The following is a 22425-nucleotide window of genomic DNA, read 5'->3' as shown; positions in this document are numbered from 1 at the left end:
GAGAGGTTATGCACCAGTGCATCATTTTGCAAGAGATTTGGCATTGTTCTGCAGGGTATTTGGCACTGCTCGGATGGACGGAAGGACAGTACAGCAAAGCCTGCCGCACGTTGTGCGGCGGTTTCTCTTTGGTTGAAATGGAGGGATTGCGGACCTTTCATCCAGCAGCCGACCACAGGTTGTCATTCAACGCTTCCAATACCCGTTCCAGGTTGCCGCCCAGGTTGCGATCCAGCGCTTTGAGGCCGCCATCGTTCCGGAAGGCGTCATTGACCTGCTGCGGATCAATGACCACTTCATGCACCAGTTGCTTGGCTAGGCGATCCAGCCATTTGCGTTGCACTGGCGTCCAGGGTTGCTGGGCGTAGATGGTCTGCATGGCCTTGGCCACGCGTTGGTCGAAGGGCAGCAAGGCTTCACCGATGGCCGCCTGGCGGATATAGCCGATGATGCTGGCGGCGATTTCCTGGTTGGTCTGATTGCGCCAGGCGCTTTGCAGGCTGGCTTCGCTGAAGCCGTGCTGGTCGAGCAGCAGGCGAACTTCGCGGAGTTGCTCGCGGGTCAGATCCTTGGGGCGGTTGACCACCACGCCAAGGGCAGCGGACTGATTGAGCTGGGTGCGAATAAAGTCGTTGAAGCTTTCCAGGTAGTCCGCCGGCTTCTGGTTTTGCCCGTAGTTCTGCTCGCGCACCAGCAGTTCGTCGCTGTGGGTGGAAATAACCGGGTAGTTCTCCGAGCCGAGCAGGGCGCTGACGGCGGCGAGCTGGTTGAGCAACTGGCTGTGCTGGCGGACGAAGTTGGCCGCTTGCTGCGGGCCAAGGTCGTGCAGGTGTTTATGTAATTGGGCCGGCTCAACGCCCCACACTTCTTGCAGCTCATCGAGCTTTTTCTTGAGCGTGGGTTTGTCCTCGGCCTTGTGCTGGGCCTTGCGCAGGATACGCATGACGCGCTGGCTCAGATGATCGAGCACGTCATGGGCGTGGCTGCTGTCGTCCTGGCTGCCGGGGGCTTCATGGCTGGCTCCGCTGGTGAGCTCGCTGACCAGTTGCTCCAGGCTGATGTTGGGGTTCTTCACCAGAGGCTTCATGGTGTCGACCGCTTCCAGGCTGGCGTAAAGATCGACGGGGTCGTAGATGCGGAATACGGTTTTGCCGATGTCGTCGCAACGGCGGGTGGCGCGGCCTTTCATCTGCTCGTAGAGGATGCGCGAGCGCACCCGGCGCATGAATACCAGGTTGCAGATTCTCGGTACGTCGATACCGGTGGTGAGCAGGTCGACGGTGATGGCGATATTGGGGTTGGGCTCGTTCTTGTAGCGGCGAATAAGCTGCTCAACCTTGTCGCTTTGCCCGGTGATGATGCGCACGGCCGCTTCGTTGTATTGCTCGCCGTAGGCGGCCTTGAACGCTTCGTCGAGGAGGTTCTTCACCCGCTCGGCATGGGCCTGGTTGACGCAGAAGATCATGGTCTTTTCTTCGCCAAAGGGGTCCAACTCCTTAGCCAGCTCGTCACAGATGACTTTATCGAAGGCCGGGGTAATCACGCGGCGGTTGAACGACTCGATGTTGAAGTTGAGTTCATCTTCCAGCTCGGCTACGTCGACTTCGCCGGTCAGGGTGTTGATGACGCTGACCGACTCGCCTTTCTCGAAGCGGATACCGTGCTTGCTGAGCTGGGTTTCGTAGCGGATTGGTGGTTCGTGATCCACCAGCCAGTCGTCGGCCACAGCCTCACGGTAGCTGTAGGTGAAGACCGGTTTGCCGAAAATTTCGCTGGTGTGTTTGGCCGGGGTGGCAGTGAGGCCGATGCGGCAGGCGTCGAAGTGGTCGAGCACGCGGCGGTATTGCGAGAGGTACTGGCTGTGATCACGCACGGCCAACTCGCCTTCGGTCATTTCCTGGTCGAGGGTATAACCCCGGTGGGCTTCGTCAACGATGATGCAGTCGAATTCGCCCACGGGCGGCGGGTTATCCGAGCGGAAGATGCGGCTGACCATGGCTTGCACGGTAGCGACCTGGATGCGGGTCTCCGCCTCGGCGGCCATGTCGCCCAACTCTTTGATGTCGTAGATCTGCGCCAGGGTGTGGTTCTGCTCAAGCGTGGTGTCGTTGAACGAGTCAATGGCCTGTTGGCCGAGGGCGCTGCGGTCGACCAGAAAGAGGATGCGTTTGAAGCGTTCGGCCTTCAGGAATCGGTACATCAGGCCAATTATGGTGCGGGTTTTACCGGTGCCGGTGGCCATGGCCAGTAGGCAGTCACGCTGATTGTTGGCCAGGGCCTGCTCCACGGCCTGGATGGCTTTCTCCTGGTAGTCGCGCAGCTTGAGGTAGGAGAAGCCTTCGGCCTTGAGCTTGGCCTCGGCGTCTGCCTGGCTGCGTTTGAGCAGGTCGAGCAGGTCATTCGGGGTGTGGAAGTCAGGCAGCGGCCTGCGTGTATTAGCCTGGCTGCGCAGGTCACGGAACCAGGTGCCGGACTGTTCGGCGAGTTGCTTAATAAAGGGGCGGCCGTTGCAGGCGAAGGCAAAGGGCACGCGGAAGTGACCACCCTGGCCATCGTTCCAAGGCTGAGTTTGGCCGGCCAGTAGCCAGGGCTGCTGATGCTCTGTCGCCAAGTTGAACTCACGGGCATAGCGCTCGGCCTGGGGGATGCGGTCGGCGATATTGATGCGCTTACGCTTGGCTTCAACGATGGCGATGGGCGTGAGACCGGCGAACAGTACATAGTCGGCGCATGCTTTGGGGCTGCTGGTGGGCCACTCCGCGATGGCCTTGTTCTTGCCCTTATCCGGGCGCGCTCCCTTGCCGTAGGTGAGGTCGAGGGAGTCGGCCTCCCAGCCAGCGTCGATCAGTTGCTGGTCGATCAGAATGCGGGTCAGGTCTTCGGAAAGATTAAACGTGCTGGTGGCATGCAGCGTCTTGTGCATGACCTGCTGCGCCGCCTGGGGCTGGGTTAACAGTTGCAGTTGTAGGGCTTTGATGCGTTGCTCATGCTCACTGCGTAGCCTGTGCAGAGCGGCTTCGTGCTCGGCGGCGAACTGCTTATGACTGCGCGATTCGGTATCCATCTGCTCAGCGAGTACGGCAAACTCCTCGGCTTCACGCTTGTGCAGCTCTGCTAGCTGTTGGTTGCTCTCCAGCTGCTGGCTGGATTCGCTCAACTGCGCCTTGAGCTGTTCGATCTGGCTTTGCAGATCGCGCAGCGGGGAGCTGGGATCTGCTGGCGTAACGAAGGGGCCGGGCTTGAAGGCGTGAGTGTTCTTGCTGAACGTCTGGTGGTACCAGATGGCAAGGGCGCGAGCGACCTTCAGCCCATCCATGGCCTCACGGTGCTGGGTGCGGAATTCGAGGATGGCTCGGTTACCCTCCACGCGCAGGGTATGGAACAGGCTACGGATGTTCTGATCCAGCTGGATCTCGCGGCTGAGCTTGTAGAGCAGGTCAGACTGAGTGGTGGTGGCATCAAACTCGATGCCGGCGCGGCTCGCCAAGTCCTGGGCTAGGGCTTCACCGAATTGCCGCAACTTGACCAGCGTGGTGTTGGGATCGCTGGCGAAGACCTGCTCGGCCGTGCTCGCAAGTTGCAGAAATACAGGATCGTGCTCTTGGAGAAAGGCGAAATTACTGCTGGCTGCCATGGTCGATCCTTCGGTTGCGTTCCACTCATTACGCCACACGGACTCTATTGCGCGTAAGTGTCAGCAGCTTAACGAAGGTGAGCCGAGTTTGGCCATGGCATTGGGCCACTCACCCTTTTGCATAGCGCAACCTCAGGCTGACGCTGGCTCGTCTACCCAATTCAGTTCTTCGACTGCTTACCGCTGTGGCGCCGGTGTAATGATCAGCTGTTGGGCTTTGGTGGCTTCTGCGCGCTGGGTGGTTGGCTTCTTGGTAGGGCTGATTTCGCTGAGGTAGCGTTTCAGCACCATTGCCAAGGTCATACGTTCAGAGCCGCTGCGCTGGATGTACACGCCCCTGACCATTTCGTCTTCGGTGCGACGTGCCCAGTCTTCGGCATCGCGCTTGGTGCGGAAGGTTTTGGCGTTGGTCGGCCAGCCCGCTTTTTCGGACTACGGCTTTCCACGTGCCGGCAGGGGTTTTGACGATTGTTGCCATCAGATAAGGACTCCAAAGGCAGACTGGCTAACCAGTACTGTACCGATTTTGTACTTTTGGACCATAGGCTGATCCAGATGCCACAACCCTAAAAAGCTTAAAGCCGCGCAGTGCGCGGCTTTGAAGGTGGTGGGCCCACACGGACTCGAACCGTGGACCAAAGGATTATGAGTCCTCTGCTCTAACCAACTGAGCTATAGGCCCCCAGAAGGCCGGCGGATTATACCGGTCGGGTCCCTGGGGCGCCAACTGATTGCAGGGGTTCAGCAGCAGTCGTCTTCCACGCGTTGCAGCAGGAGAGCGATTTCGTGGTCGTCGTTGCGTTCGAAAAGTTCGTGGATGACGTTTATTTGCGCGTGGAGGATGAGCCGGGCATCGGGCTCGAAGCCGTTGCGGCTGCCGATCTTGTCGCGCAGGTAGCGGCACAGGGGGCAGTTGCCGTCGTCCTGGCTGATGTAGTGCCGAATGCGCGAGTAGAGGGTGCGGATGCCGCGGTCGCACTCGATGTAGGGTAACGGCTGGTCGCCGGCGACGCTGCGATAGGTCACGACGCTGGGCATTCGCTTCTCCTTGGCCGGTTGGGCGGTGGTCGGTTTGGGGAAGCGCTGATCCTAGGGCGAGACTGGGCCGGCGTCTGTCAGCCAGCCGACAGCTTGCCGGGTTGCCGGCTGCGTGTTTTCAGCAGGTCGGGGCGGTGGATGTCGAAGGTGCCGGGGGCGACTCGGCTGAGGATGCCCCGGCGGGCCAGGCGGTTGATCAGCGAGGAGACGGTCTGCCGCGTGGTGCCTAGCAGGTGGGCGATGTCTTCGGTGTTCAGGTCCAGCTCGAGGCGCTGGGCGTCTCCGTGGGGGCGTCCCTTGCGTGCGAGCATGCCGTCGAAGAAACGCGCCAGGCGTCCTTCGACGTCACGAAAGGCAAGGTCTTCGATCAGTTGCATGGAGTTCGCCAGGGTCTGGCCCAGGGCCCGGATGATGGAGGGTGCGGCGCCGGGTAGCGCATCGAGTGTGCGAAGCATCAGGGCGGTTTCGCCAATCAGCACCTCGCTCGCTTTGGCCGCCTGGATGTAGGCGCCGCTGTGGGTGCTGTAGATATCGCCGGCTTCGAGAAAGCTGAGGGTGTATTCCTTGTCTTCCGAGGCGAGGTACACACGGATTCGCCCGTTGCGCACGATGAACACGCTGTCGCGTGAGGCGCCGGGGCTGCCAATGAGTTCTCCTTCGATCAGGTTGCGCTGACGGAAGCCCTGCAGCAGGGCGGCCTGGAACAGGGGCGAGCTGTCGGATCCGTGCATGGCGGTTCGGTCGGTCGTGGGTGAGAGCCGAGGATAGCGCGCTTGGCGGGGTGGTGCAGGTCGCGGATAGCAAAAGCCCCGGCAGGACCGGGGCTCTTGTCATTACTCGTCGAGGAATGAGCGCAGATGCTCGCTTCTCGTCGGGTGGCGCAGCTTGCGCAGCGCCTTGGCTTCGATCTGACGGATCCGCTCGCGGGTAACATCGAACTGCTTGCCGACTTCCTCGAGGGTGTGGTCGGTATTCATGTCGATGCCGAAGCGCATACGCAGTACCTTGGCTTCACGGGCGGTGAGGCCGGACAGTACTTCGCGGGTGGCTTCCTTGAGGCTTTCCACGGTGGCCACGTCGATCGGCGACTGCATGGCCGAATCTTCGATGAAATCGCCCAGGTGCGAGTCTTCGTCGTCACCGATCGGCGTTTCCATGGAGATTGGCTCCTTGGCGATCTTCAGTACCTTGCGGATCTTGTCCTCGGGCATTTCCATGCGCTCGCCAAGCTCTTCGGGCGTGGGCTCGCGGCCCATTTCCTGCAGCATCTGACGGGAGATGCGGTTGAGCTTGTTGATCGTCTCGATCATGTGTACCGGGATGCGGATGGTCCGCGCCTGGTCGGCAATGGAGCGAGTGATTGCCTGGCGAATCCACCAGGTGGCGTAAGTCGAGAACTTGTAGCCGCGGCGGTATTCGAACTTGTCCACCGCCTTCATCAGGCCGATGTTGCCTTCCTGAATCAGATCGAGGAACTGCAGGCCGCGGTTGGTGTACTTCTTGGCGATGGAGATCACCAGGCGCAGGTTGGCCTCGACCATCTCCTTCTTCGCCCGGCGGGCCTTGGCCTCACCAATGGACATGCGGCGATTGATGTCCTTGATGTCGGCGATGGCGAGTTCGCACTGCTGTTCCAGTTCGATGAGCTTCTGCTGGCAGCGCTGAATCTCTTCCTTACGGTTGCCGATGGCTTCGGCGTACTTGCTCTTGCCTGCAGCCAGTTGCTCGGCCCAGTCGAGATTGGTCTCGTTGCTCGGGAACTGACGCAGGAAGTCGGCGCGCGGCATGCGGGCATCACGCACGCACAACTGCATGATGGCGCGTTCCTGAGCACGGATCTGGTTCAGAGCATCACGCACGCGCTCGACCAGGGCATCGTACTGCTTGGGCACGAGCTTGATCGGCATGAACAGGATGGCGAGGGCTTCGAGCTCCTCGGTGGCCTGCTGGCTGGCGCGGCCGTGCTTCTTCAGGGCCTTGTTGGCTTTCTCAAGCTGTTCGGCGACCGCGCCGAAGCGCACGCGCGCAACTTCCGGATCGGGCCCGCCGTCGCCTTCTTCTTCCTCGGTATCCGACTCTTCTTCTTCGTCGTCGTCCTTGTCGTCGACTACCGGCTTGGCCGTGGTCTGTGGCGTTTCCGGCTCGACTTCCTGCGGTGCGGCAGCACCGTCGTCGTCGGGGTCGATGTAGCCGCTGAGGATGTCGGACAGGCGACCGCCTTCGTTCGTCACGCGCTCGTAGTCGGCGAGGATGCTGTCGACGGTGCCAGGGAAGTGGGCGATCGCGCTCATGACTTCGCGAATGCCTTCCTCGATGCGTTTGGCGATTTCGATCTCGCCTTCGCGGGTCAGCAGTTCGACGGTGCCCATCTCGCGCATGTACATGCGCACTGGGTCGGTGGTGCGGCCGATATCGGTCTCGACCGCGGCGAGTGCGGCTGCGGCCTCTTCGGCTGCGGCTTCATCGGTATCGGCTTCGGCCAACAACAGGGCATCGGCATCCGGAGCGGTCTCGAATACGTTGATGCCCATGTCGTTGATCATGCGAATGATGTCTTCCACCTGTTCCGGATCGGAAATATCCTCCGGCAGGTGGTCGTTGACCTCGGCGTAAGTCAGGTAACCCTGCTCACGGCCACGCTGGATCAACTCTTTGAGGCGGGACTGCTGTTGCGCTTTTCCGGACATATAACCCTATCCACTGAAGGTTCTGGCGGGCTGAAAACAAGCTGAGCATTATAGCCGAGCTAGGACCTCACGCGCCAGTTGAGGTCGGTGTAGCGGGTATTGCGTTGCGGCTCAATAGGTTACGCAGTTGGTCTTTTTCCTCTGCGCTGAGTTCACCCTGGCGAGCCTTGCGCAGCAGGCTTTCGAGGCGCCGTTCCCGCTGTCTGGCGGCAAGGCTATTAATGGTGTCGAAAAACTGCTGTTCAAGGTTATCGGCAGAGATCAGCCATTCTTTCTCTGCAAGTGCGCGTAAAAGTCGTCCCTGATCGGTGCCGTGCCACCTGGCGATCAGCTGCAGGCTGCGCAGCTTGGGGTTTTTCTGCAGGGTGCCGAGCAGCGCTACCAGCAGTTGGGCATAGGTATCGTCTTCTGCGGCGAAATGGCTGACGTCTTCGACCTTCTGCGCCAGCTCCGGGTGGTGCAGCAGGGTGCGCAGGGTGGTCAGTGCCGGAGGCTCGACCGTGGCGGGTGTGCGCGGCCCGCGTGGCATTAAGTCTGGACCCTGGCCGTTTTTTTTCCAGTCCTTTTTCCACTCTTTCTTGCCTGGCTTGCCGTTGCGCGGTTGCGGCTGCACGGGTTCCGGTGGCTCGAAATGGTCGGGCTCGCCGTAGGCCGGGCTGGCGTCGTAGTAGGTGTAGTCGTCGTAGGTCGGCGTGCTGCTGGGCGCGGATACGGGCGCGGCGGCCATGTGCTGCAGCGCCTCGCCGTTGAGCCCGGTGATCTCGGTCAGGCGCTGACGCATCAGTGCGCGCAGGTTGTTGCCCGGTATCTTTTCGATGAGCGGTGCGGCCAGTGTCGCCAGATGCGCCTTGCCTTCCAGGGAGCGCGGATCGGCCTCTTCACTCAGCTGCTGGAAGAAATAGTCGGCAAGTGGTTGCGAGTGCTGCTGTATGCGGGCGCGAAAGGCGTCGGTGCCCTCGGCGCGGACCAGGGTGTCCGGATCTTCGCCGTCCGGCAGGAACAGAAAGCGGGCGCGGCGCCCGTCCTGAAGGTTCGGCAATGTAGCCTCCAGTGCGCGCCAGGCAGCCTTGCGTCCGGCGGCGTCTCCGTCGAAGCAGAACAGCACGCTAGGAACGATGCGGAACAGGCGTTTGAGGTGTTCCTCGCTGGTGGCGGTGCCCAGGGTGGCGACGGCATTGCGCAGACCTTGCTGGGCCAGGGCAATGACGTCCATGTAGCCCTCGACCACCATGATCTCGTCGAGATCGCGGTTGGCCTGGCGCGCTTCGTAGAGGCCGTAGAGCTCCTGACCCTTGTGGAATACCGGGGTCTCCGGCGAGTTGAGGTACTTGGGCTTGTCGTCGCCCAGCACTCGACCGCCGAAGGCGATCACCCGACCACGGCTGTCGCGGATGGGAAACATCACGCGGTCGCGAAAGCGGTCGTAGCGCTTGCCGTTCTCGGCGTTCTCGATCAGCAGGCCGGCATCGATCAGCGCCTTCTGCTGAAGGGCGTCGCCGCCGAGGTGCTTCATCAGGTTGTCCCAGCCGGGCGGTGCGAAGCCCAGGCCGAAGTCGCGGGCGATGACGCCGGACAGCCCGCGTCCCTTGAGGTATTCCACCGCGGCCTTGCGCGTCGGATGGCTTTTCAGCGCCTGGCGGTAATAGTCGGCGGCGGCGGCGAGCAGTGGGTAGAGCGGTGAATCGACCAGCTGGCGGGGCTTGTGCTTGCGCCCGCTGTCCTCGCGTGGGACTTCCATGCCGGCGCGCTTTGCCAGCTCTTCGACCGCCTGGGGGAAGTCCAGCTGGTCGTGGTCCATGACGAAGCCGAGGGCGTTGCCGCCGGCACCGCAGCCAAAGCAGTAGTAGAACTGTTTGTCCGGGCTGACGCTGAAGGACGGTGTCTTTTCTTTGTGGAACGGGCAGAGGGCGCTGTAGTTCTTGCCGGTCTTCTTCAGCTGGATGCGCGAACCGACCACTTCGACGATGTCGGAGCGGTTGAGCAGGTCATCGATGAAGGATTGGGGGATCAGTCCGGCCATAGGGGTATCAGATTACGCTCGCATGCGCCGGAAATGAAAAAACTCCGGCCTTTCGCCGGCTGGCGAAGCGGAGTCTGCATGCAATGCAAAACCCGGCCGAAGCCGGGTTTGATGCGACGTCAGCTGTACTGGATCAGTACAGGCGGACGCTACGGCGCTGCTCGCGCTGCACTTTCTTGGCGTGACGCTTGACTGCGGCAGCAGCCTTGCGCTTGCGCTCGGCAGTCGGCTTCTCGTAGAACTCGCGCGAACGGACTTCGGCCAGAACGCCGGCTTTTTCGCAGGAGCGCTTGAAGCGACGCAGTGCTACGTCGAAGGGTTCATTCTCTTTAACTTTGACAGCGGGCATCCAGGACTTACCTTCACTTGATTACCGGTGGCAACGCGCTTCGGCAATGACTCGCAAGCACGCTGGTTTTAAGGGTTGCGGATGTTACCCGCTCCAATGGCGGAATGCAAAGCCCCTGATCGAAAAGCGCTGGTCGGTCGGACGGCCCGACGATTAATATGCACGGCTTCATTCGCCTTCCGGAAGGTTGAACCCATGCTGGTGCTGGGGTTGGAAACGTCCTGCGACGAAACGGGTGTCGCGCTTTATGACAGCGAGCGGGGCCTGCTGGCCGACGCGCTATTCAGCCAGATCGACCTGCATCGCGTCTATGGCGGCGTGGTGCCGGAGCTGGCTTCCCGTGATCACGTGAAACGCATGCTGCCGCTGATCCGTCAGGTGCTGGCCGAGGCCGGCCGCGAGCCGGGGCAGGTCGACGCGGTGGCCTATACGGCCGGCCCGGGCCTGGTCGGTGCCCTGCTGGTCGGTGCGTCCTGTGCTCAGGCGCTGGCGCTGGCCTGGGGCGTGCCGGCGGTCGGCGTGCATCACATGGAAGGTCATCTGCTGGCGCCGATGCTCGAAGCGCAGCCTCCGGCGTTTCCGTTCGTCGCCTTGCTGGTGTCTGGCGGGCATACGCAGCTGGTGCGTGTGGATGGCATCGGCCGCTACGAGCTGCTCGGCGAATCGGTGGACGATGCCGCTGGCGAGGCGTTCGACAAGACCGCCAAGCTCATGGGCCTGCGCTACCCGGGCGGACCGGAGATCGCACGGCTGGCCGAGCAGGGCACGCCGGGCCGCTTCGTCTTCCCGCGCCCGATGACCGACCGGCCGGGACTGGACTTCAGCTTCAGTGGGTTGAAGACCTTCACGCTCAATACCTGGCAGCAGTGCCGCGATGCCGGCGACGACAGCGAGCAGACTCGCTGCGACATCGCGCTGGCCTTCCAGCAGGCGGTGGTGGAGACGCTGACCATCAAGTGCCGACGGGCGCTGAAGCAGACCGGGCTGAAATCGCTGGTCATCGCTGGAGGGGTCAGTGCCAACCAGTCGCTGCGTCAGTCGCTGGAAACGATGCTTGCCGAACTCAAGGGGCAGGTGTTCTATGCGCGGCCACGTTTCTGCACCGACAACGGCGCAATGATCGCCTACGCTGGCTGTCAACGCCTGCTGGCGGGCCAGCATGATGGGCCGGCGATCGCCGTGCAGCCACGCTGGTCAATGGAGACGCTGCCGGCGATCTGAACCGAATCGACCTAGAAGTGCCTTTCCCGGCCAGCGAACAGATCGCGCACATTGCTGCGGTGACGCCAGACTATCAGCGTTGCCAACAGGCTCATCGGCAGCAGCGCACCGGGCTGCTGCCAGGCCAGCAGCGGCAGGCAGAGCGGCAGGGCGATCAGGGCTGCCAGCGAACTGGTGCGGGTCATGCGGAATACCAGGAGCCAGGCGGTGATGGCCAACAGCGCGGCCGGCGGGTAGAGCGCGAGCAGGGCGCCGGCGGCGGTCGCCACGCCCTTGCCGCCGCGAAAACGGAAGTACAACGGATAGAGATGGCCGCATACCGCCGCCAGACCGATCCAGGCCTGCTGCTGGACGCTCATGTCCAGCGAGGCGGCCAGCAGGACGGGCAGCAAGCCCTTGAGCAGATCGCCGAACAGCGTGCAGATCGCCAGGCGCTTGCCGGCCAGACGAAGCATATTGGTGGCGCCGGGGTTGCCGGAGCCACCGGCGCGCGGGTCGGGTATTCCGGCCAGGCGGCTGAGCAGTATGGCGAATGACAGCGAGCCGATCAGGTACGCGAGCAAGGTCAGCAGCCAGAACATGGAATCCATCCGGGGCAGGGAGTCCCTGAGTCTAACGGCGCGTTTCGAGCTTGTCGTGCCGCAGGAGAACGTTGCGTGGATACAGTCTTCATCGAAGGCCTGGAAGTGGATACGGTGATCGGCGCCTATGATTGGGAGCGCGGCATCCGGCAGTGCCTGCAGTTGGACCTGACGCTGGGCTGGGACATCCGTCCGGCGGCGCGGAACGACGAGCTGGACAAGGCGCTGGACTATGCCAAGGTCGCCGCAGCCATCGATCAGTTCGCTGCCGAGGCGCGCTTCGAGCTGGTCGAGACCTTCGCCGAACGCCTGGCGCAGCGCCTGATGAGCGAGTTCGGCATTCTCTGGCTGCGCCTGCGGGTCACCAAGCCCGGCGTCAATGCGCGCGCCCGTGCGCTGGGCGTGGAGATCGAACGCGGATGTCGCTAACTCCGGTGCTGCTCGGCCTGGGCAGCAATGTCCAGCGTGAGCCCCATCTGCATGCCGGCCTCGATGCGCTGGCCGAGCTGCTGGTGAACATGCGTTGTTCGCCGGTGTTCGAGAGTCTGGCGGTGGGCTACAAGGGCGACAACTTCTACAACCTCGTGGTCGCCGGCGATACCGAGCTGCCGCTGACCGAACTGGACCGGCGGCTCAAGTTCATCGAGGCGGACAACGGGCGTTACGCGCCGGATCGCAAGGGATTGCCACTGGATATCGACGTGCTGCTCTATGGCGAGCTGGTCGGCAATTTCCACGGTTTGCTGCTGCCGCGTGCGGAGATTCTCAAGAACGCCTTCGTGCTCTGGCCGCTGGCGCTGCTGGCCCCGACCGTACGGCACCCGGCCGCGGACGCCAGCTTTGCCGAGCTGTGGGCGCTATCGACCATCGACCAACAGCTCTGGCCGGTGCCCTTCCAGTGGCGCGGCGCGGAGCTCACGCCCCCGGAGCTGGTCCGCGCCCATCCGCCGCGTTGTGCCTGACTAGCCGTTATTCGCATTCTGCTGGCAATGCCGCCGCAGCGCCTCGAGTCGGGCAGCGGCGAGTGCCTTGCCCAGCTCGGCGCCCTGGTGACCTTGTTCCAGCAGCGGTTTGATCGCGACGTCACGAGCTGTTTTCGCCGCCGCCCGCAAGTAGTCGACCTGGGGTAAGGGTTGCGCGGCGCCGTCTGCCGGGGCGGTCATTTCGCAGGCCGCGATGAAGTGCTCGAAGCGTTCCGGGCGGCGATAGATATCGAAGTGCTGCAGCATGTCTAGCAATGCCTCTGCGGGCAGCGTGCGTGCATCGAGTGCGTCCTGATGGTAGCGGCCGAACAGCATCGCCAGTTCCTGGCAATCCCGCGGCGCCTTGCAGCGCTGGTTCAGGGCGGCGATGGCTTGCAGACGTGCCTCCTGGCTGGCGGCTGGCCCGGCGCTGCCGAGCAACAGGCAGGCCCAGCGTACCGGCAGTGGCTGGGCGTGCTTCGCACAGCGCCGCAGTGCGCCGAGCAATGCTTCGCCATGTGCGCTTTGCTGCTCGAAACTGGCAGCCAGTTCGGGGAACAGCTCTGGTAGGGCGTGACAGGCTTGCAGTACCTGAATGAAGACATCCGGACGCGGCTCCATCAAGGCGCGGGAAATCTCCTTCCAGCTGCGTTCGGCGGTGAGTGCCGACAGCTCGCCGGAGCGCGCCAGCTGACGCATCAGCTCAAGGGTTTCGTCGGCGATGCGGAAGCCGAGCTCGGCGTAACGCGCGGCGAAGCGCGCCACGCGCAGCACGCGCAGCGGGTCTTCGGCGAAGGCCGGCGACACGTGGCGCAGCAGTCGGGCCTGCAGATCACGCTGGCCACCGTAGGGGTCGATCAGTTGCCCCTGCTCGTCTTCGGCAATGGCATTGATGGTGAGGTCGCGTCGCTGCAGATCCTCCTCGAGGGTGACCTCGGGGCTGGCATGGAAGGTGAAGCCGCCATAACCGCGGCCGCTCTTGCGCTCGGTACGCGCCAGGGCGTACTCCTCGCCGCTCTGCGGATGCAGGAACACCGGAAAGTCTGCGCCCACCGGGCGAAAGCCCCGGGCCTGCATTACCTCCGGGGTGGCGCCGACCACCACCCAGTCCACTTCACTGACCGCGCGCCCCAACAGACGATCACGCACCGCGCCGCCGACTTTGTAGATCTGCATAACCACCTCCGTAGGCGCGGAGGATAAAGGATATCGGCCGTATGGCCACAGATTGGTGCTGAGGAAGGGGCCGCGGGCATTGCCCGCGACGTCGGTCAGGCGAAGTTCATGCCGGGGAAGCGGCTGTCGGTCTCCGCCTCGTTGCTGGCGCGCGGGGGCATGTGATGGGTGTTGACCAGCTTGTCGTCCTGCATCGATTGCAGGTGCACGTCGAACCCCCACAGGCGGTGCAGATGCTTGAGTACCTCGTCGGTGGATGCGCCCAGCGGCTTGCGATCATGCTGCATGTGACGCAGGGTCAGCGAGCGATCACCACGGCGGTCGACGTTCCACACCTGCACGTTGGGCTCGCGATTACCGAGGTTGTACTGCGCCGCGAGCAGTTCGCGAATGGTGTGGTAGCCACTTTCGTCGTGGATCGCCGGCACCAGCAGTTCGTCCTTGCGGTCGTCGTCGAGAATGCTGAACAGCTTCAGGTCGCGGATCACCTTGGGCGAGAGGAATTGCAGGATGAAGCTCTCGTCCTTGAAGTTGTTCATGGCGAATTTCACCGTGGTCAGCCAGTCGCTGCCGGCGATGTCCGGGAACCAGCGCTTGTCCTCTTCGGTCGGGTTCTCGCAGATCCGGCGGATGTCCTGGTACATGGCGAAGCCCAGGGTGTAAGGGTTGATGCCGCTGTAGTAGGGGCTGTCGAAGCCGGGTTGGTAGATCACGCTGGTGTGCGACTGCAGGAACTCCATCATGAAGCCGTCGGTGACCAGGCCTTCGTCGTACAGATCGTTGAGCAGGGTGTAGTGCCAGAAGGTAGCCCAGCCCTCGTTCATCACCTGGGTCTGGCGCTGCGGGTAGAAGTACTGCGCGATCTTGCGCACGATGCGCACGATCTCCCGCTGCCAGGGTTCCAGCAGCGGCGCATGCTTCTCGATGAAGTAGAGGATGTTCTCCTGCGGCTCGGCCGGGAAACGCTGGTTCCCGGCCTGCCCGTCGCCCTTGTCGGCGCCCTTGGGAATGGTTCGCCAGAGATCGTTGATCTGCCGCTGCAGATGCTCCTCGCGGTCCTTCTGCCGGCGCCGTTCTTCCTCGGCAGAGATAGGGTAGGGGCGCTTGTAGCGGTCGACGCCGTAGTTCATCAGCGCGTGGCACGAGTCGAGCAGGTCTTCCACCGCATCGATGCCATGGCGTTCCTCGCACTGCATGATGTACTGCTTGGCGAACACCAGGTAGTCGATGATCGAGCTGGCGTCGGTCCAGGTGCGGAACAGGTAGTTGCCCTTGAAGAAACTGTTGTGGCCGTAGCTCGCATGGGCAATCACCAGTGCCTGCATGCACATGGTGTTCTCTTCCATGAGGTAAGCAATGCAGGGGTCGGAGTTGATCACGATCTCGTACGCCAGCCCCATCTGGCCACGCTTGTAGTGCTTTTCGGTATGCAGGAACTGCTTGCCGTAGGACCAGTGGTGATAGCCCAGCGGCATGCCCACCGACGCATAGGCGTCCATCATCTGCTCGGCGGTAATCACCTCGATCTGGTTCGGATAGGTATCCAGCGCGTAGCGTTCGGCGATGCGGCCGATCTCGCGGTCGTACTGCCGGATCAGGTCGAAGGTCCATTCCGAGCCGGTGGAAATGGGCTGTCGTTTCATGCTGCACACCTCAGCTGGTCATGCGCCGCTGGAAGAGTTCGCGGAACACCGGATAGATGTCCGCGGCGCTCACCAGTTGCTGTTGGGCGAACGCATCGGAAAAGGCTTCGGCGACCTGGTTGTACTCGTACCAGAGCGCCTGGTGTTCGCGCGGGGTGATTTCGACGTAGGTGAAGTACTGCACGAACGGCATGATCTGGTTGATCAGGATATCGCGGCACAGCGGCGAATCGTCGTTCCAGTTGTCGCCGTCGGAAGCTTGCGCGGCGTAGATGTTCCACTCGTTGGCCGGATAACGCTCGGCCATGATCTCCTGCATCATCTTCAGCGCGCTGGAAACGATGGTGCCGCCGGTTTCGCGTGAGTAGAAGAACTCTTCCTCGTCCACTTCCTTGGCGCTGGTGTGGTGGCGAATGAATACCACGTCGATCTTGTCGTAGTTCCGCTTGAGGAACAGGTACAACAGGATGAAGAAGCGCTTGGCGATGTCCTTGGTGGACTGGGTCATCGAACCGGAAACGTCCATCAGGCAGAACATCACCGCCTTCGAGCTGGGGTTGGGATGCTTGACCAGCAGGTTGTACTTGAGATCGAAGGTGTCCAGAAATGGCACGCGGTTGATGCGCGCCTTGAGCCGTTCGATCTCTTCTTCGGCAGCCTTGATGTCGCCGAAATTGTGCGGCTCCTCCAGGCGCAGCCGTTCCAGCTCGGCCTTCAGCGCCCTGAGCTGGGCACGGCTGCTGCCCGATAGCGCAATGCGGCGGGCATGGGCCGAACGCAGGGTGCGGACGATGTTGATGCGCGACGGGTTGCCTTCGTTGGCGATGCCGGCGCGTACCGTCTTGAAGGTGTCCGTGCCGGTAAGGTGACGCTTGACCAGGTTGGGCAGCTCCAGGTCCTCGAACATGAAGTCGAGAAACTCCTCCTGGGTGATCTGAAAGACGAAGTCGTCCATGCCTTCGCCGCTGTTGCTGGCCTGGCCTGCGCCTTGCCCACCGCCGCCACCCTGCGGCCTTGGAATGCGCTCGCCGGCGACAAACTCCTTGTTGCCGGGGTGGACGATGGTCTGGCGTCCGCCGCGGCCGTGGTGAAGTACCGGCTCATCGATGTCGCGTCCGGGGATGCTGATCTGTTCGCCATGTTCCATGTCGGTGATGGAACGACGGCCAACGGCTTCCTCCACCGCTTTCTTGATGTGCCCACGGTACCGCTGCAGGAAGCGCTGGCGGTTCACCGTGCTTTTGTTCTTGCCATTCAGGCGACGGTCGATCACGTAGCTCATAGGCCCTCCGGGCTAGGCTGAAAAGCATAGACCTGAAGCCGGAAGCGGAGCGTTCCGTTCCCGGCTTCAGGCTTCCAGCCGCTTACTGCGATTTACGCACCCGCAGATACCACTCGGAGAGCAGGCGAACCTGCTTCTCGGTATAGCCGCGCTCAACCATGCGCACGACGAAATCGTTGTGCTTCTTCTGGTCTTCCTTGCTGGCCTTGGCGTTGAAGCTGATGACCGGCAGCAGGTCCTCGGTGTTGGAGAACATCTTCTTCTCGATCACCACGCGCAGCTTCTCGTAGGACAGCCACGACGGGTTCTTGCCGTTGTTGTTGGCGCGGGCGCGCAGCACGAAGTTGACGATCTCGTTGCGGAAATCCTTCGGGTTGCTGATGCCGGCTGGCTTCTCGATCTTTTCCAGCTCCTCGTTGAGCGCCACGCGGTTGAGGATTTCGCCGGTCTCCGGATCGCGGTATTCCTGATCCTGAATCCAGAAGTCGGCGTACAGCACGTAGCGATCGAAGATGTTCTGCCCGTACTCGCTGTACGACTCGAGATAAGCGGTCTGGATCTCTTTGCCGATGAACTCGATGTAGCGCGGCGCCAGGTACTCCTTGATGAAGCGCAGGTAGCGCTCGCGCACCTCGGCGGGGAACTGTTCCTGCTCGATCTGCTGCTCCAGCACGTAAAGCAGGTGCACCGGGTTGGCGGCGATCTCATGGGGGTCGAAGTTGAATACCTTGGAAAGAATCTTGAAGGCGAAACGGGTGGAAAGCCCGTTCATGCCCTCGTCGACGCCAGCGGCATCGCGGTATTCCTGGATCGACTTTGCCTTGGGATCGGTGTCCTTGAGGTTCTCGCCGTCATAGACGCGCATCTTCGAATAGATGTTGGAGTTCTCTGGCTCCTTCAGGCGCGACAGCACCGAGAACTGCGCCAGCATCTTCAGCGTGTCCGGCGCGCAATGAGCTCTGGACAGCGAGCTGTTGGCCAGCAGCTTGTCGTAGATCTTGATCTCATCCGAGACGCGCAGGCAGTACGGCACCTTGACGATGTAGATGCGGTCGATGAAGGCCTCGTTGTTCTTGTTGTTGCGGAAGCTGTGCCACTCCGACTCGTTGGAGTGGGCCAGCAGGATGCCGCTGTAGGGAATCGCGCCCAGGCCCTCGGTGCTGTTGTAGTTGCCCTCCTGAGTCGCGGTCAGCAGCGGGTGCAAGACCTTGATCGGCGCCTTGAACATCTCGACGAATTCCATAAGGCCCTGGTTGGCCCGGCACAGCGCGCCCGAGTAGCTGTAGGCGTCGGCATCGTTCTGCGGGAATTCCTCGAGCTTGCGGATATCCACCTTGCCCACCAGCGAAGAGATGTCCTGGTTGTTCTCGTCACCCGGCTCGGTCTTGGCCACGGCGATCTGGTTGAGGATCGACGGATAGAGCTTGACCACGCGGAACTTGGAAATGTCGCCGCCGAATTCCTGCAGGCGCTTGGTGGCCCAGGGCGACATGATCGAGTTCAGGTAGCGCGGCGGGATGCCGTAGTCCTCCTCGAGGATCTGCGCGTCCTCCACCGGGTTGAACAGCCCCAACGGCGATTCGAAGACCGGCGAGCCCTTGATGGCGTAGAAGGGCACGCGTTCCATCAGTTGCTTGAGCTTTTCGGCCAGCGACGACTTGCCGCCGCCCACCGGGCCGAGGAGATAGAGGATCTGCTTCTTCTCTTCCAGGCCCTGTGCGGCGTGGCGGAAGTAGGAGACGATCTGGTCGATGCATTCCTCCATGCCATGGAAATCCTCGAAGGCCGGATAACGGCGGATCACCTTGTTGGAGAAGATGCGCGACAGTCGTGGGTCGGTGGAAGTGTCCACCAGTTCGGGCTCGCCGATCGCCATCAGCAGGCGCTCGGCCGCGCTGGCGTAGGTTCGTGGGTCCGCCTTGCACAGATCGAGGTATTCCTGGAGTGAATATTCCTCCTGGCGGGTCGCTTCGAAACGTTGCTGGAAGTGGCTGAAAATGCTCATGACTTCACCTCGATCGATGCACGAATAGGCGCGTCATCAGGCACTCTGGAGCACGGCCGAAGTGGCGGCCAGTGGAGTTCCCCCGAACACCTAATGGTCGAAACCCTGAATTCCGTCAGCCGTTTCCCGGCTTCATTTATTTGGATGGCCTGAACTCAAGGATAGTTCGGATTCGGCAAGGTCAAGGTGCGCGAGGGGTTTTCGGCGCTGCCGTTCGGCTGACAACAGCGTCTGGGCCGCGGATGACGCGGCGTTGAGGCGAAATAATTTTTTACTGTTGTTCGTCGTGCTCGACGTCGCTGGGGTAGGTATGGCGCCAGAGCTCGAAGCCACCGTCGAGGCTGTAGACCTCGGAGAAGCCCTGGTTGACCAGATAGGCGGCGGCGCTCTGGCTGGAGTGGCCGTGATAGCAGGTAACGATCAGCGGATGGTCGAGGTCGGCCGCAGCGATGAAGTCCGGCAGCGAATGGTTGTCCAGGTGCCGCGAGCCGCTGATATGGCCGTTGGCGAAGCTGTGCGGGTCGCGGATATCGACGATGACCGCGCCTGCATTGCGCATGGCGTGGGCCTGTTCCGGCGGGATGCGTTTGAAGTCGGTCATGCAGGTTTCCCGTGTTCGCATTCGCAGCGATGCATTTCGCCGCTGTCGAGGTTCATCAGGGTCATGGCGTTGCCCCAGACGCAGCCGGTGTCCAGCGCGAAGACGTTCGGCTCGTCGCACTGGCCTTCCAGTGCGGCCCAGTGGCCGAAGATCAGCTTGACGTTGCGGGTCTTGCGGCTGGCGTGACTGAACCAGGGCGCGTAGCCGGCTGGCGCGCTGTCGGCACCTTCCTTGGCGTCCAGGTCGAGCGTGCCGTCGGCCTTGCAGAAGCGCATGCGGGTGAAGTAGTTCGTGATCAGGCGCAGGCGCGGCACTCCGTGCAGCTCCTTGTTCCACTTCGCCGGCTGGTTGCCATACATGCCGTCGAGGAAGGGCAGCAGCAATGCGTCGTCCTGCAGCGCCTGCTCAACCTCGGCGGCGCGGCGCAGGGCCTTTTCCAGCGACCACTGCGGCGGGATGCCGGCGTGCACCATGGCGGTATGCCGCTCGGCGTCATAGTGAATGAGTTTCTGCTGGCGCAACCAGTCGATCAGGTCGGCGCGATCCGGAGCGTCGAGGATCGCCTGCAGGGTGTCGGACTTGCGCATGCGCTCGATGTTATGGGCCACCGCCAGCAGGTGCAGGTCGTGGTTGCCCAGCACGGTGATCGCGGAGGATTCTAGGTCGCGCACGAAACGCAGGGCTTCCAGCGACTGCGGGCCGCGGTTGACCAGATCACCGGCCAGCCACAGGCAATCCCGCGAGGGGCTGAAGTCGACCCGCTCCAGAAGGCAGGTCAGGGGTTCGAGGCAACCCTGCAGGTCGCCGACGGCATAGGTGGTCAATGCAATGCTCCGGGTACGGCAAGGCGGAACGGTGCGATGACGGCATCGAAGCTGTGACCGTCCTCGGCCACCATCTGATAGCTGCCCTGCATGCTGCCGACACAGGTCGGCAGCAACGTTCCGCTGGTGTAGACGTGGTGCTCGCCCGGTGCGATCAACGGTTGTTCGCCGATGACGCCGGCGCCACGCACTTCCTGCACGTGGCCGTCGCCGTCGGTGATGATCCAGTGTCGCGACAGCAGCTGCGCCGCCACCTCGCCTTTATTCTCGATAGTTACGGTGTAGGCAAAGGCGTAGCGGTTTTGTTCCGGCTCGGACTGCGCGGATAGATAGCAGGGCGTGACGCTGACGTCGATGCGGTAGCGGCGGTCTTCGGTCATGGCGGACTCGACTCGGTAGGCGCGCCGCTAGCTGCGCAGCGCGAGTTGATCGGAGAGGCGGACGAATGCCGCGAGGTCGAGCTGTTCGGGGCGCAGGCCGCCGTCGACCTGTGCGGCCTCGATGGCCTCGGCGTCGAGCAGACCCTTGAGCGTATTGCGCAGCGTCTTGCGACGCTGGTTGAAGGCTTCGCGCACCACCCGCTCGAGCTGGCGGTGGTCGCGTGCCGGATGCGGCAGCGTCTCGTGCGGCACCAGACGGACGATGGCCGAATCGACCTTGGGCGCCGGGTTGAACGCCCCCGGGCCGACGTTGAACAGATGCTCCACCCGGCAGTGATACTGCACCATGATCGACAGCCGCCCCCAATCACCCCCGCCAGGTTGCGCGGCCAATCGCTCGACCACTTCCTTCTGCAGCATGAAGTGCATGTCACGGATCAGCTGGGCGTGTTCGAGCAGGTGGAAGATCAGCGGGGTCGAGATGTTGTAGGGCAGGTTGCCGACGATGCGCAGGCTGGCCGGCTCCTGGCTGAGCCGGCTGAAGTCGAACTTCAGGGCGTCGCCCTGGTTCAGGTTGAAGTTCTCGCGCCCGGCGAACTTGGCCTGCAGGATGGGGATCAGGTCCAGGTCGAGCTCGACGACATCCAGCTGGGCGCCGCTGTCGAGCAGCCCTTCGGTGAGGGCACCTTGCCCGGGACCGATCTCCACCAGTCGCTCACCCGGCTTGGCGTGGATCGCCCGCAGAATGCGGTGGATCACGCCGGCGTCGTGCAGGAAGTTCTGGCCGAAGCGTTTGCGCGCGCGGTGTTGGTAGTCGGACATGAAGGCAGCTCCAGGCTTCAAGCCGCAAGCGTCAAGCAAGAGCGTAAAGCGAAAAATGAAAGGTGCGAAGCTTACCAGCTGAGTCGCCGGGCCGGCACCCATTGCGAGACGGATGCCGGGGTGGACTGCCTTCCTAAGCGGCGCCTGACATCTGATAGGCCGTTTCCAGCGCGACCTGCAGGCTGCCGATGTCGACGCGGCCGGTCCCGGCCAGGTCCAGCGCGGTGCCGTGGTCCACCGAGGTGCGTACGATCGGCAGGCCGAGGGTGACGTTGACCGCTGCGCCGAAGCCCTTGTACTTGAGCACCGGCAGGCCCTGATCGTGATACATCGCCAGCACTGCATCGCAGTGTTCGAGGTGCTTGGGGGTGAACAACGTGTCGGCGGGCAGTGGGCCGATCAGCTCGATGCCCTCCTCGCGCAGACCCGCCAGCGTCGGCTCGATGACTTCGATTTCCTCGCGCCCCAGGTGGCCGCCTTCCCCGGCATGGGGATTCAGGCCACAGACCAGAATGCGTGGGCGGGCGATACCGAACTTGCTCACCAGGTCCGCGTGCAGGATGCGCGTGACCCGCTGCAGACGCTCGGCGGTGATCGCATCGGCGACATCCCTGAGCGGCAGGTGGGTGGTTACCAGCGCCACACGCAGGCCGCGCGTGGCGAGCATCATCACCACCTGTTCGGTGTGGGTCAGCTCGGCGAGAAATTCGGTGTGTCCCGAGAAGGGAATGCCGGCTTCGTTGATCACGCCCTTGTGCACCGGGGCGGTAATCATGCCGGCGAAACTGCCGTCCAGGCAGCCGCGCCCGGCGCGGGTCAACGTCTCCAGTACATAGTGAGCGTTGCGCGGGTCGAGCTGGCCTGCCGTCACCGCTGTGGCGAGCGGTGTGTCCCAGACGTACAGACAGTTGGCTGGCGCGGGCTCGCCGGGCCAGTCCTGCGGTCCGGCATCGCGCAGTTCGATGCTCAGCCCCAGCTGTTCGGCGCGCTGGGCCAGCAGCGCGCGGCTGGCGATGGCCACCAGTGGCCGCGGTTGCGCCTGGCGTGCCAGCAACAGGCACAGATCCGGGCCGATGCCGGCCGGTTCGCCGGGGGTCAGAACGAAGGGGCGGGACGTGGGCATCGAGATTCTCCGCTAGGCATCGGGCGGTGATCCGCCGGAAATGAAAACGGGGTGGCGACCCTTCGGCCATCACCCCG

Annotated in this window: 19 protein-coding genes, 1 tRNA gene and 1 pseudogene; 3 read left to right on the top strand and 18 right to left on the bottom strand. The window is 62.7% G+C overall.

Annotated features, from left to right (window positions below):
- Positions 1 to 157: 157 nt before the first annotated feature.
- The 8 genes and pseudogenes from hsdR to rpsU all read right to left on the bottom strand — a co-directional run bounded on the left by hsdR (position 158) and on the right by rpsU (position 9728).
- Entirely contained in the window at positions 158 to 3634 is a 3477-nt protein-coding gene (gene hsdR, locus P5703_RS19055) for a type I restriction-modification system endonuclease (RefSeq protein WP_200588813.1), read from the bottom strand.
- A 201-nt stretch (positions 3635 to 3835) separates the two neighbouring features.
- Positions 3836 to 4112: pseudogene (locus tag P5703_RS19050) on the bottom strand (site-specific integrase); the annotation flags it as partial.
- Positions 4113 to 4239: 127 nt separating this feature from the next.
- Positions 4240 to 4316, bottom strand: a tRNA-Ile gene (locus tag P5703_RS19045).
- Between the two features lie 59 nt (positions 4317 to 4375).
- Entirely contained in the window at positions 4376 to 4672 is a 297-nt protein-coding gene (gene cowN / locus P5703_RS19040) for a N(2)-fixation sustaining protein CowN (protein ID WP_108241436.1), read from the bottom strand.
- Positions 4673 to 4749: 77 nt separating this feature from the next.
- The gene (locus P5703_RS19035) at positions 4750 to 5403 is read right to left on the bottom strand and encodes a Crp/Fnr family transcriptional regulator (protein ID WP_200588796.1); all 654 of its coding nucleotides are present in this window, start codon (positions 5401 to 5403) and stop codon (positions 4750 to 4752) included.
- A gap of 102 nt (positions 5404 to 5505) precedes the next feature.
- Complete coding sequence (gene rpoD / locus P5703_RS19030; protein ID WP_014595737.1) at positions 5506 to 7359, bottom strand: RNA polymerase sigma factor RpoD; 1854 nt, start codon at positions 7357 to 7359, stop codon at positions 5506 to 5508.
- Between the two features lie 67 nt (positions 7360 to 7426).
- The gene (gene dnaG / locus P5703_RS19025; protein ID WP_014595738.1) at positions 7427 to 9379 is read right to left on the bottom strand and encodes a DNA primase; all 1953 of its coding nucleotides are present in this window, start codon (positions 9377 to 9379) and stop codon (positions 7427 to 7429) included.
- 133 nt (positions 9380 to 9512) lie between these two features.
- The gene (gene rpsU / locus P5703_RS19020) at positions 9513 to 9728 is read right to left on the bottom strand and encodes a 30S ribosomal protein S21 (RefSeq protein ID WP_003290642.1); all 216 of its coding nucleotides are present in this window, start codon (positions 9726 to 9728) and stop codon (positions 9513 to 9515) included.
- Between the two features lie 195 nt (positions 9729 to 9923).
- On the opposite strand from rpsU, the gene tsaD reads away from it, so the two are divergent.
- Complete coding sequence (gene tsaD / locus P5703_RS19015; RefSeq protein WP_014595739.1) at positions 9924 to 10949, top strand: tRNA (adenosine(37)-N6)-threonylcarbamoyltransferase complex transferase subunit TsaD; 1026 nt, start codon at positions 9924 to 9926, stop codon at positions 10947 to 10949.
- Between the two features lie 11 nt (positions 10950 to 10960).
- Here tsaD and plsY read toward each other — a convergent pair whose 3' ends face one another.
- A complete protein-coding gene (plsY, locus tag P5703_RS19010) occupies positions 10961 to 11530 on the bottom strand; it encodes a glycerol-3-phosphate 1-O-acyltransferase PlsY (RefSeq protein WP_285588994.1) in 570 nt (189 codons plus the stop codon).
- Between the two features lie 75 nt (positions 11531 to 11605).
- Between plsY and folB the strand changes: the two genes are divergently transcribed.
- Both folB and folK read left to right on the top strand, forming a co-directional pair.
- Positions 11606 to 11959, top strand: a complete 354-nt coding sequence (gene folB, locus P5703_RS19005) for a dihydroneopterin aldolase (RefSeq protein ID WP_013981670.1) — start codon at positions 11606 to 11608, stop codon at positions 11957 to 11959.
- Positions 11950 to 12492: a 2-amino-4-hydroxy-6-hydroxymethyldihydropteridine diphosphokinase gene (folK, locus tag P5703_RS19000; RefSeq protein ID WP_125881820.1), complete on the top strand. Its 543-nt coding sequence runs from the start codon at positions 11950 to 11952 to the stop codon at positions 12490 to 12492. Before folB ends, folK begins: the two co-directional genes overlap by 10 nt.
- On the opposite strand, the gene P5703_RS18995 is transcribed toward folK, so the two are convergent.
- The 9 genes from P5703_RS18995 to pdxA form a co-directional block, all read right to left on the bottom strand.
- Positions 12493 to 13668 carry a multifunctional CCA addition/repair protein gene (locus P5703_RS18995; protein ID WP_279645645.1) on the bottom strand — a complete coding sequence of 392 codons (1176 nt, stop codon included), beginning with the start codon at positions 13666 to 13668 and terminating at the stop codon, positions 12493 to 12495.
- Between the two features lie 95 nt (positions 13669 to 13763).
- Entirely contained in the window at positions 13764 to 15311 is a 1548-nt protein-coding gene (locus P5703_RS18990; protein ID WP_017244307.1) for a SpoVR family protein, read from the bottom strand.
- Positions 15312 to 15321: 10 nt separating this feature from the next.
- Entirely contained in the window at positions 15322 to 16593 is a 1272-nt protein-coding gene (locus P5703_RS18985) for a YeaH/YhbH family protein (protein ID WP_011911933.1), read from the bottom strand.
- Between the two features lie 82 nt (positions 16594 to 16675).
- Positions 16676 to 18598, bottom strand: coding sequence for a PrkA family serine protein kinase (locus P5703_RS18980; RefSeq protein ID WP_013981674.1), 1923 nt, complete (start codon positions 18596 to 18598; stop codon positions 16676 to 16678).
- A gap of 271 nt (positions 18599 to 18869) precedes the next feature.
- Positions 18870 to 19199 (bottom strand): thiosulfate sulfurtransferase GlpE, encoded by a 330-nt coding sequence (gene glpE / locus P5703_RS18975; protein ID WP_011911935.1) that lies wholly within the window; start codon positions 19197 to 19199, stop codon positions 18870 to 18872.
- Positions 19196 to 20023 carry a symmetrical bis(5'-nucleosyl)-tetraphosphatase gene (locus P5703_RS18970; RefSeq protein ID WP_011911936.1) on the bottom strand — a complete coding sequence of 276 codons (828 nt, stop codon included), beginning with the start codon at positions 20021 to 20023 and terminating at the stop codon, positions 19196 to 19198. Before P5703_RS18970 ends, glpE begins: the two co-directional genes overlap by 4 nt.
- Entirely contained in the window at positions 20020 to 20403 is a 384-nt protein-coding gene (gene apaG / locus P5703_RS18965; RefSeq protein ID WP_285588974.1) for a Co2+/Mg2+ efflux facilitator ApaG/CorD, read from the bottom strand. Before apaG ends, P5703_RS18970 begins: the two co-directional genes overlap by 4 nt.
- Before the next feature lie 27 nt (positions 20404 to 20430).
- Complete coding sequence (gene rsmA, locus P5703_RS18960; protein WP_279645073.1) at positions 20431 to 21225, bottom strand: 16S rRNA (adenine(1518)-N(6)/adenine(1519)-N(6))-dimethyltransferase RsmA; 795 nt, start codon at positions 21223 to 21225, stop codon at positions 20431 to 20433.
- A gap of 133 nt (positions 21226 to 21358) precedes the next feature.
- A complete protein-coding gene (gene pdxA / locus P5703_RS18955) occupies positions 21359 to 22348 on the bottom strand; it encodes a 4-hydroxythreonine-4-phosphate dehydrogenase PdxA (protein WP_049325896.1) in 990 nt (329 codons plus the stop codon).
- Positions 22349 to 22425: the final 77 nt, after the last annotated feature.

This window comes from Stutzerimonas sp. FeSN7 (assembly GCF_030263795.1).
GTDB lineage: Bacteria > Pseudomonadota > Gammaproteobacteria > Pseudomonadales > Pseudomonadaceae > Stutzerimonas > Stutzerimonas stutzeri.
This window is presented reverse-complemented; position numbering and strand designations above follow the sequence as displayed.

What these genes read in the sequence shown, in the direction of transcription:
- hsdR (WP_200588813.1), bottom strand. Translation starts at nt 3,634, where the DNA reads ATGGCAGCCAGCAGTAATTTCGCCTTTCTCCAAGAGCACGATCCTGTA.
- cowN (WP_108241436.1), bottom strand. Translation starts at nt 4,672, where the DNA reads ATGCCCAGCGTCGTGACCTATCGCAGCGTCGCCGGCGACCAGCCGTTA.
- P5703_RS19035 (WP_200588796.1), bottom strand. Translation starts at nt 5,403, where the DNA reads ATGCACGGATCCGACAGCTCGCCCCTGTTCCAGGCCGCCCTGCTGCAG.
- rpoD (WP_014595737.1), bottom strand. Translation starts at nt 7,359, where the DNA reads ATGTCCGGAAAAGCGCAACAGCAGTCCCGCCTCAAAGAGTTGATCCAG.
- dnaG (WP_014595738.1), bottom strand. Translation starts at nt 9,379, where the DNA reads ATGGCCGGACTGATCCCCCAATCCTTCATCGATGACCTGCTCAACCGC.
- rpsU (WP_003290642.1), bottom strand. Translation starts at nt 9,728, where the DNA reads ATGCCCGCTGTCAAAGTTAAAGAGAATGAACCCTTCGACGTAGCACTG.
- tsaD (WP_014595739.1), top strand. Translation starts at nt 9,924, where the DNA reads ATGCTGGTGCTGGGGTTGGAAACGTCCTGCGACGAAACGGGTGTCGCG.
- plsY (WP_285588994.1), bottom strand. Translation starts at nt 11,530, where the DNA reads ATGTTCTGGCTGCTGACCTTGCTCGCGTACCTGATCGGCTCGCTGTCA.
- folK (WP_125881820.1), top strand. Translation starts at nt 11,950, where the DNA reads ATGTCGCTAACTCCGGTGCTGCTCGGCCTGGGCAGCAATGTCCAGCGT.
- P5703_RS18995 (WP_279645645.1), bottom strand. Translation starts at nt 13,668, where the DNA reads ATGCAGATCTACAAAGTCGGCGGCGCGGTGCGTGATCGTCTGTTGGGG.
- P5703_RS18990 (WP_017244307.1), bottom strand. Translation starts at nt 15,311, where the DNA reads ATGAAACGACAGCCCATTTCCACCGGCTCGGAATGGACCTTCGACCTG.
- P5703_RS18985 (WP_011911933.1), bottom strand. Translation starts at nt 16,593, where the DNA reads ATGAGCTACGTGATCGACCGTCGCCTGAATGGCAAGAACAAAAGCACG.
- P5703_RS18980 (WP_013981674.1), bottom strand. Translation starts at nt 18,598, where the DNA reads ATGAGCATTTTCAGCCACTTCCAGCAACGTTTCGAAGCGACCCGCCAG.
- glpE (WP_011911935.1), bottom strand. Translation starts at nt 19,199, where the DNA reads ATGACCGACTTCAAACGCATCCCGCCGGAACAGGCCCACGCCATGCGC.
- apaG (WP_285588974.1), bottom strand. Translation starts at nt 20,403, where the DNA reads ATGACCGAAGACCGCCGCTACCGCATCGACGTCAGCGTCACGCCCTGC.
- rsmA (WP_279645073.1), bottom strand. Translation starts at nt 21,225, where the DNA reads ATGTCCGACTACCAACACCGCGCGCGCAAACGCTTCGGCCAGAACTTC.
- pdxA (WP_049325896.1), bottom strand. Translation starts at nt 22,348, where the DNA reads ATGCCCACGTCCCGCCCCTTCGTTCTGACCCCCGGCGAACCGGCCGGC.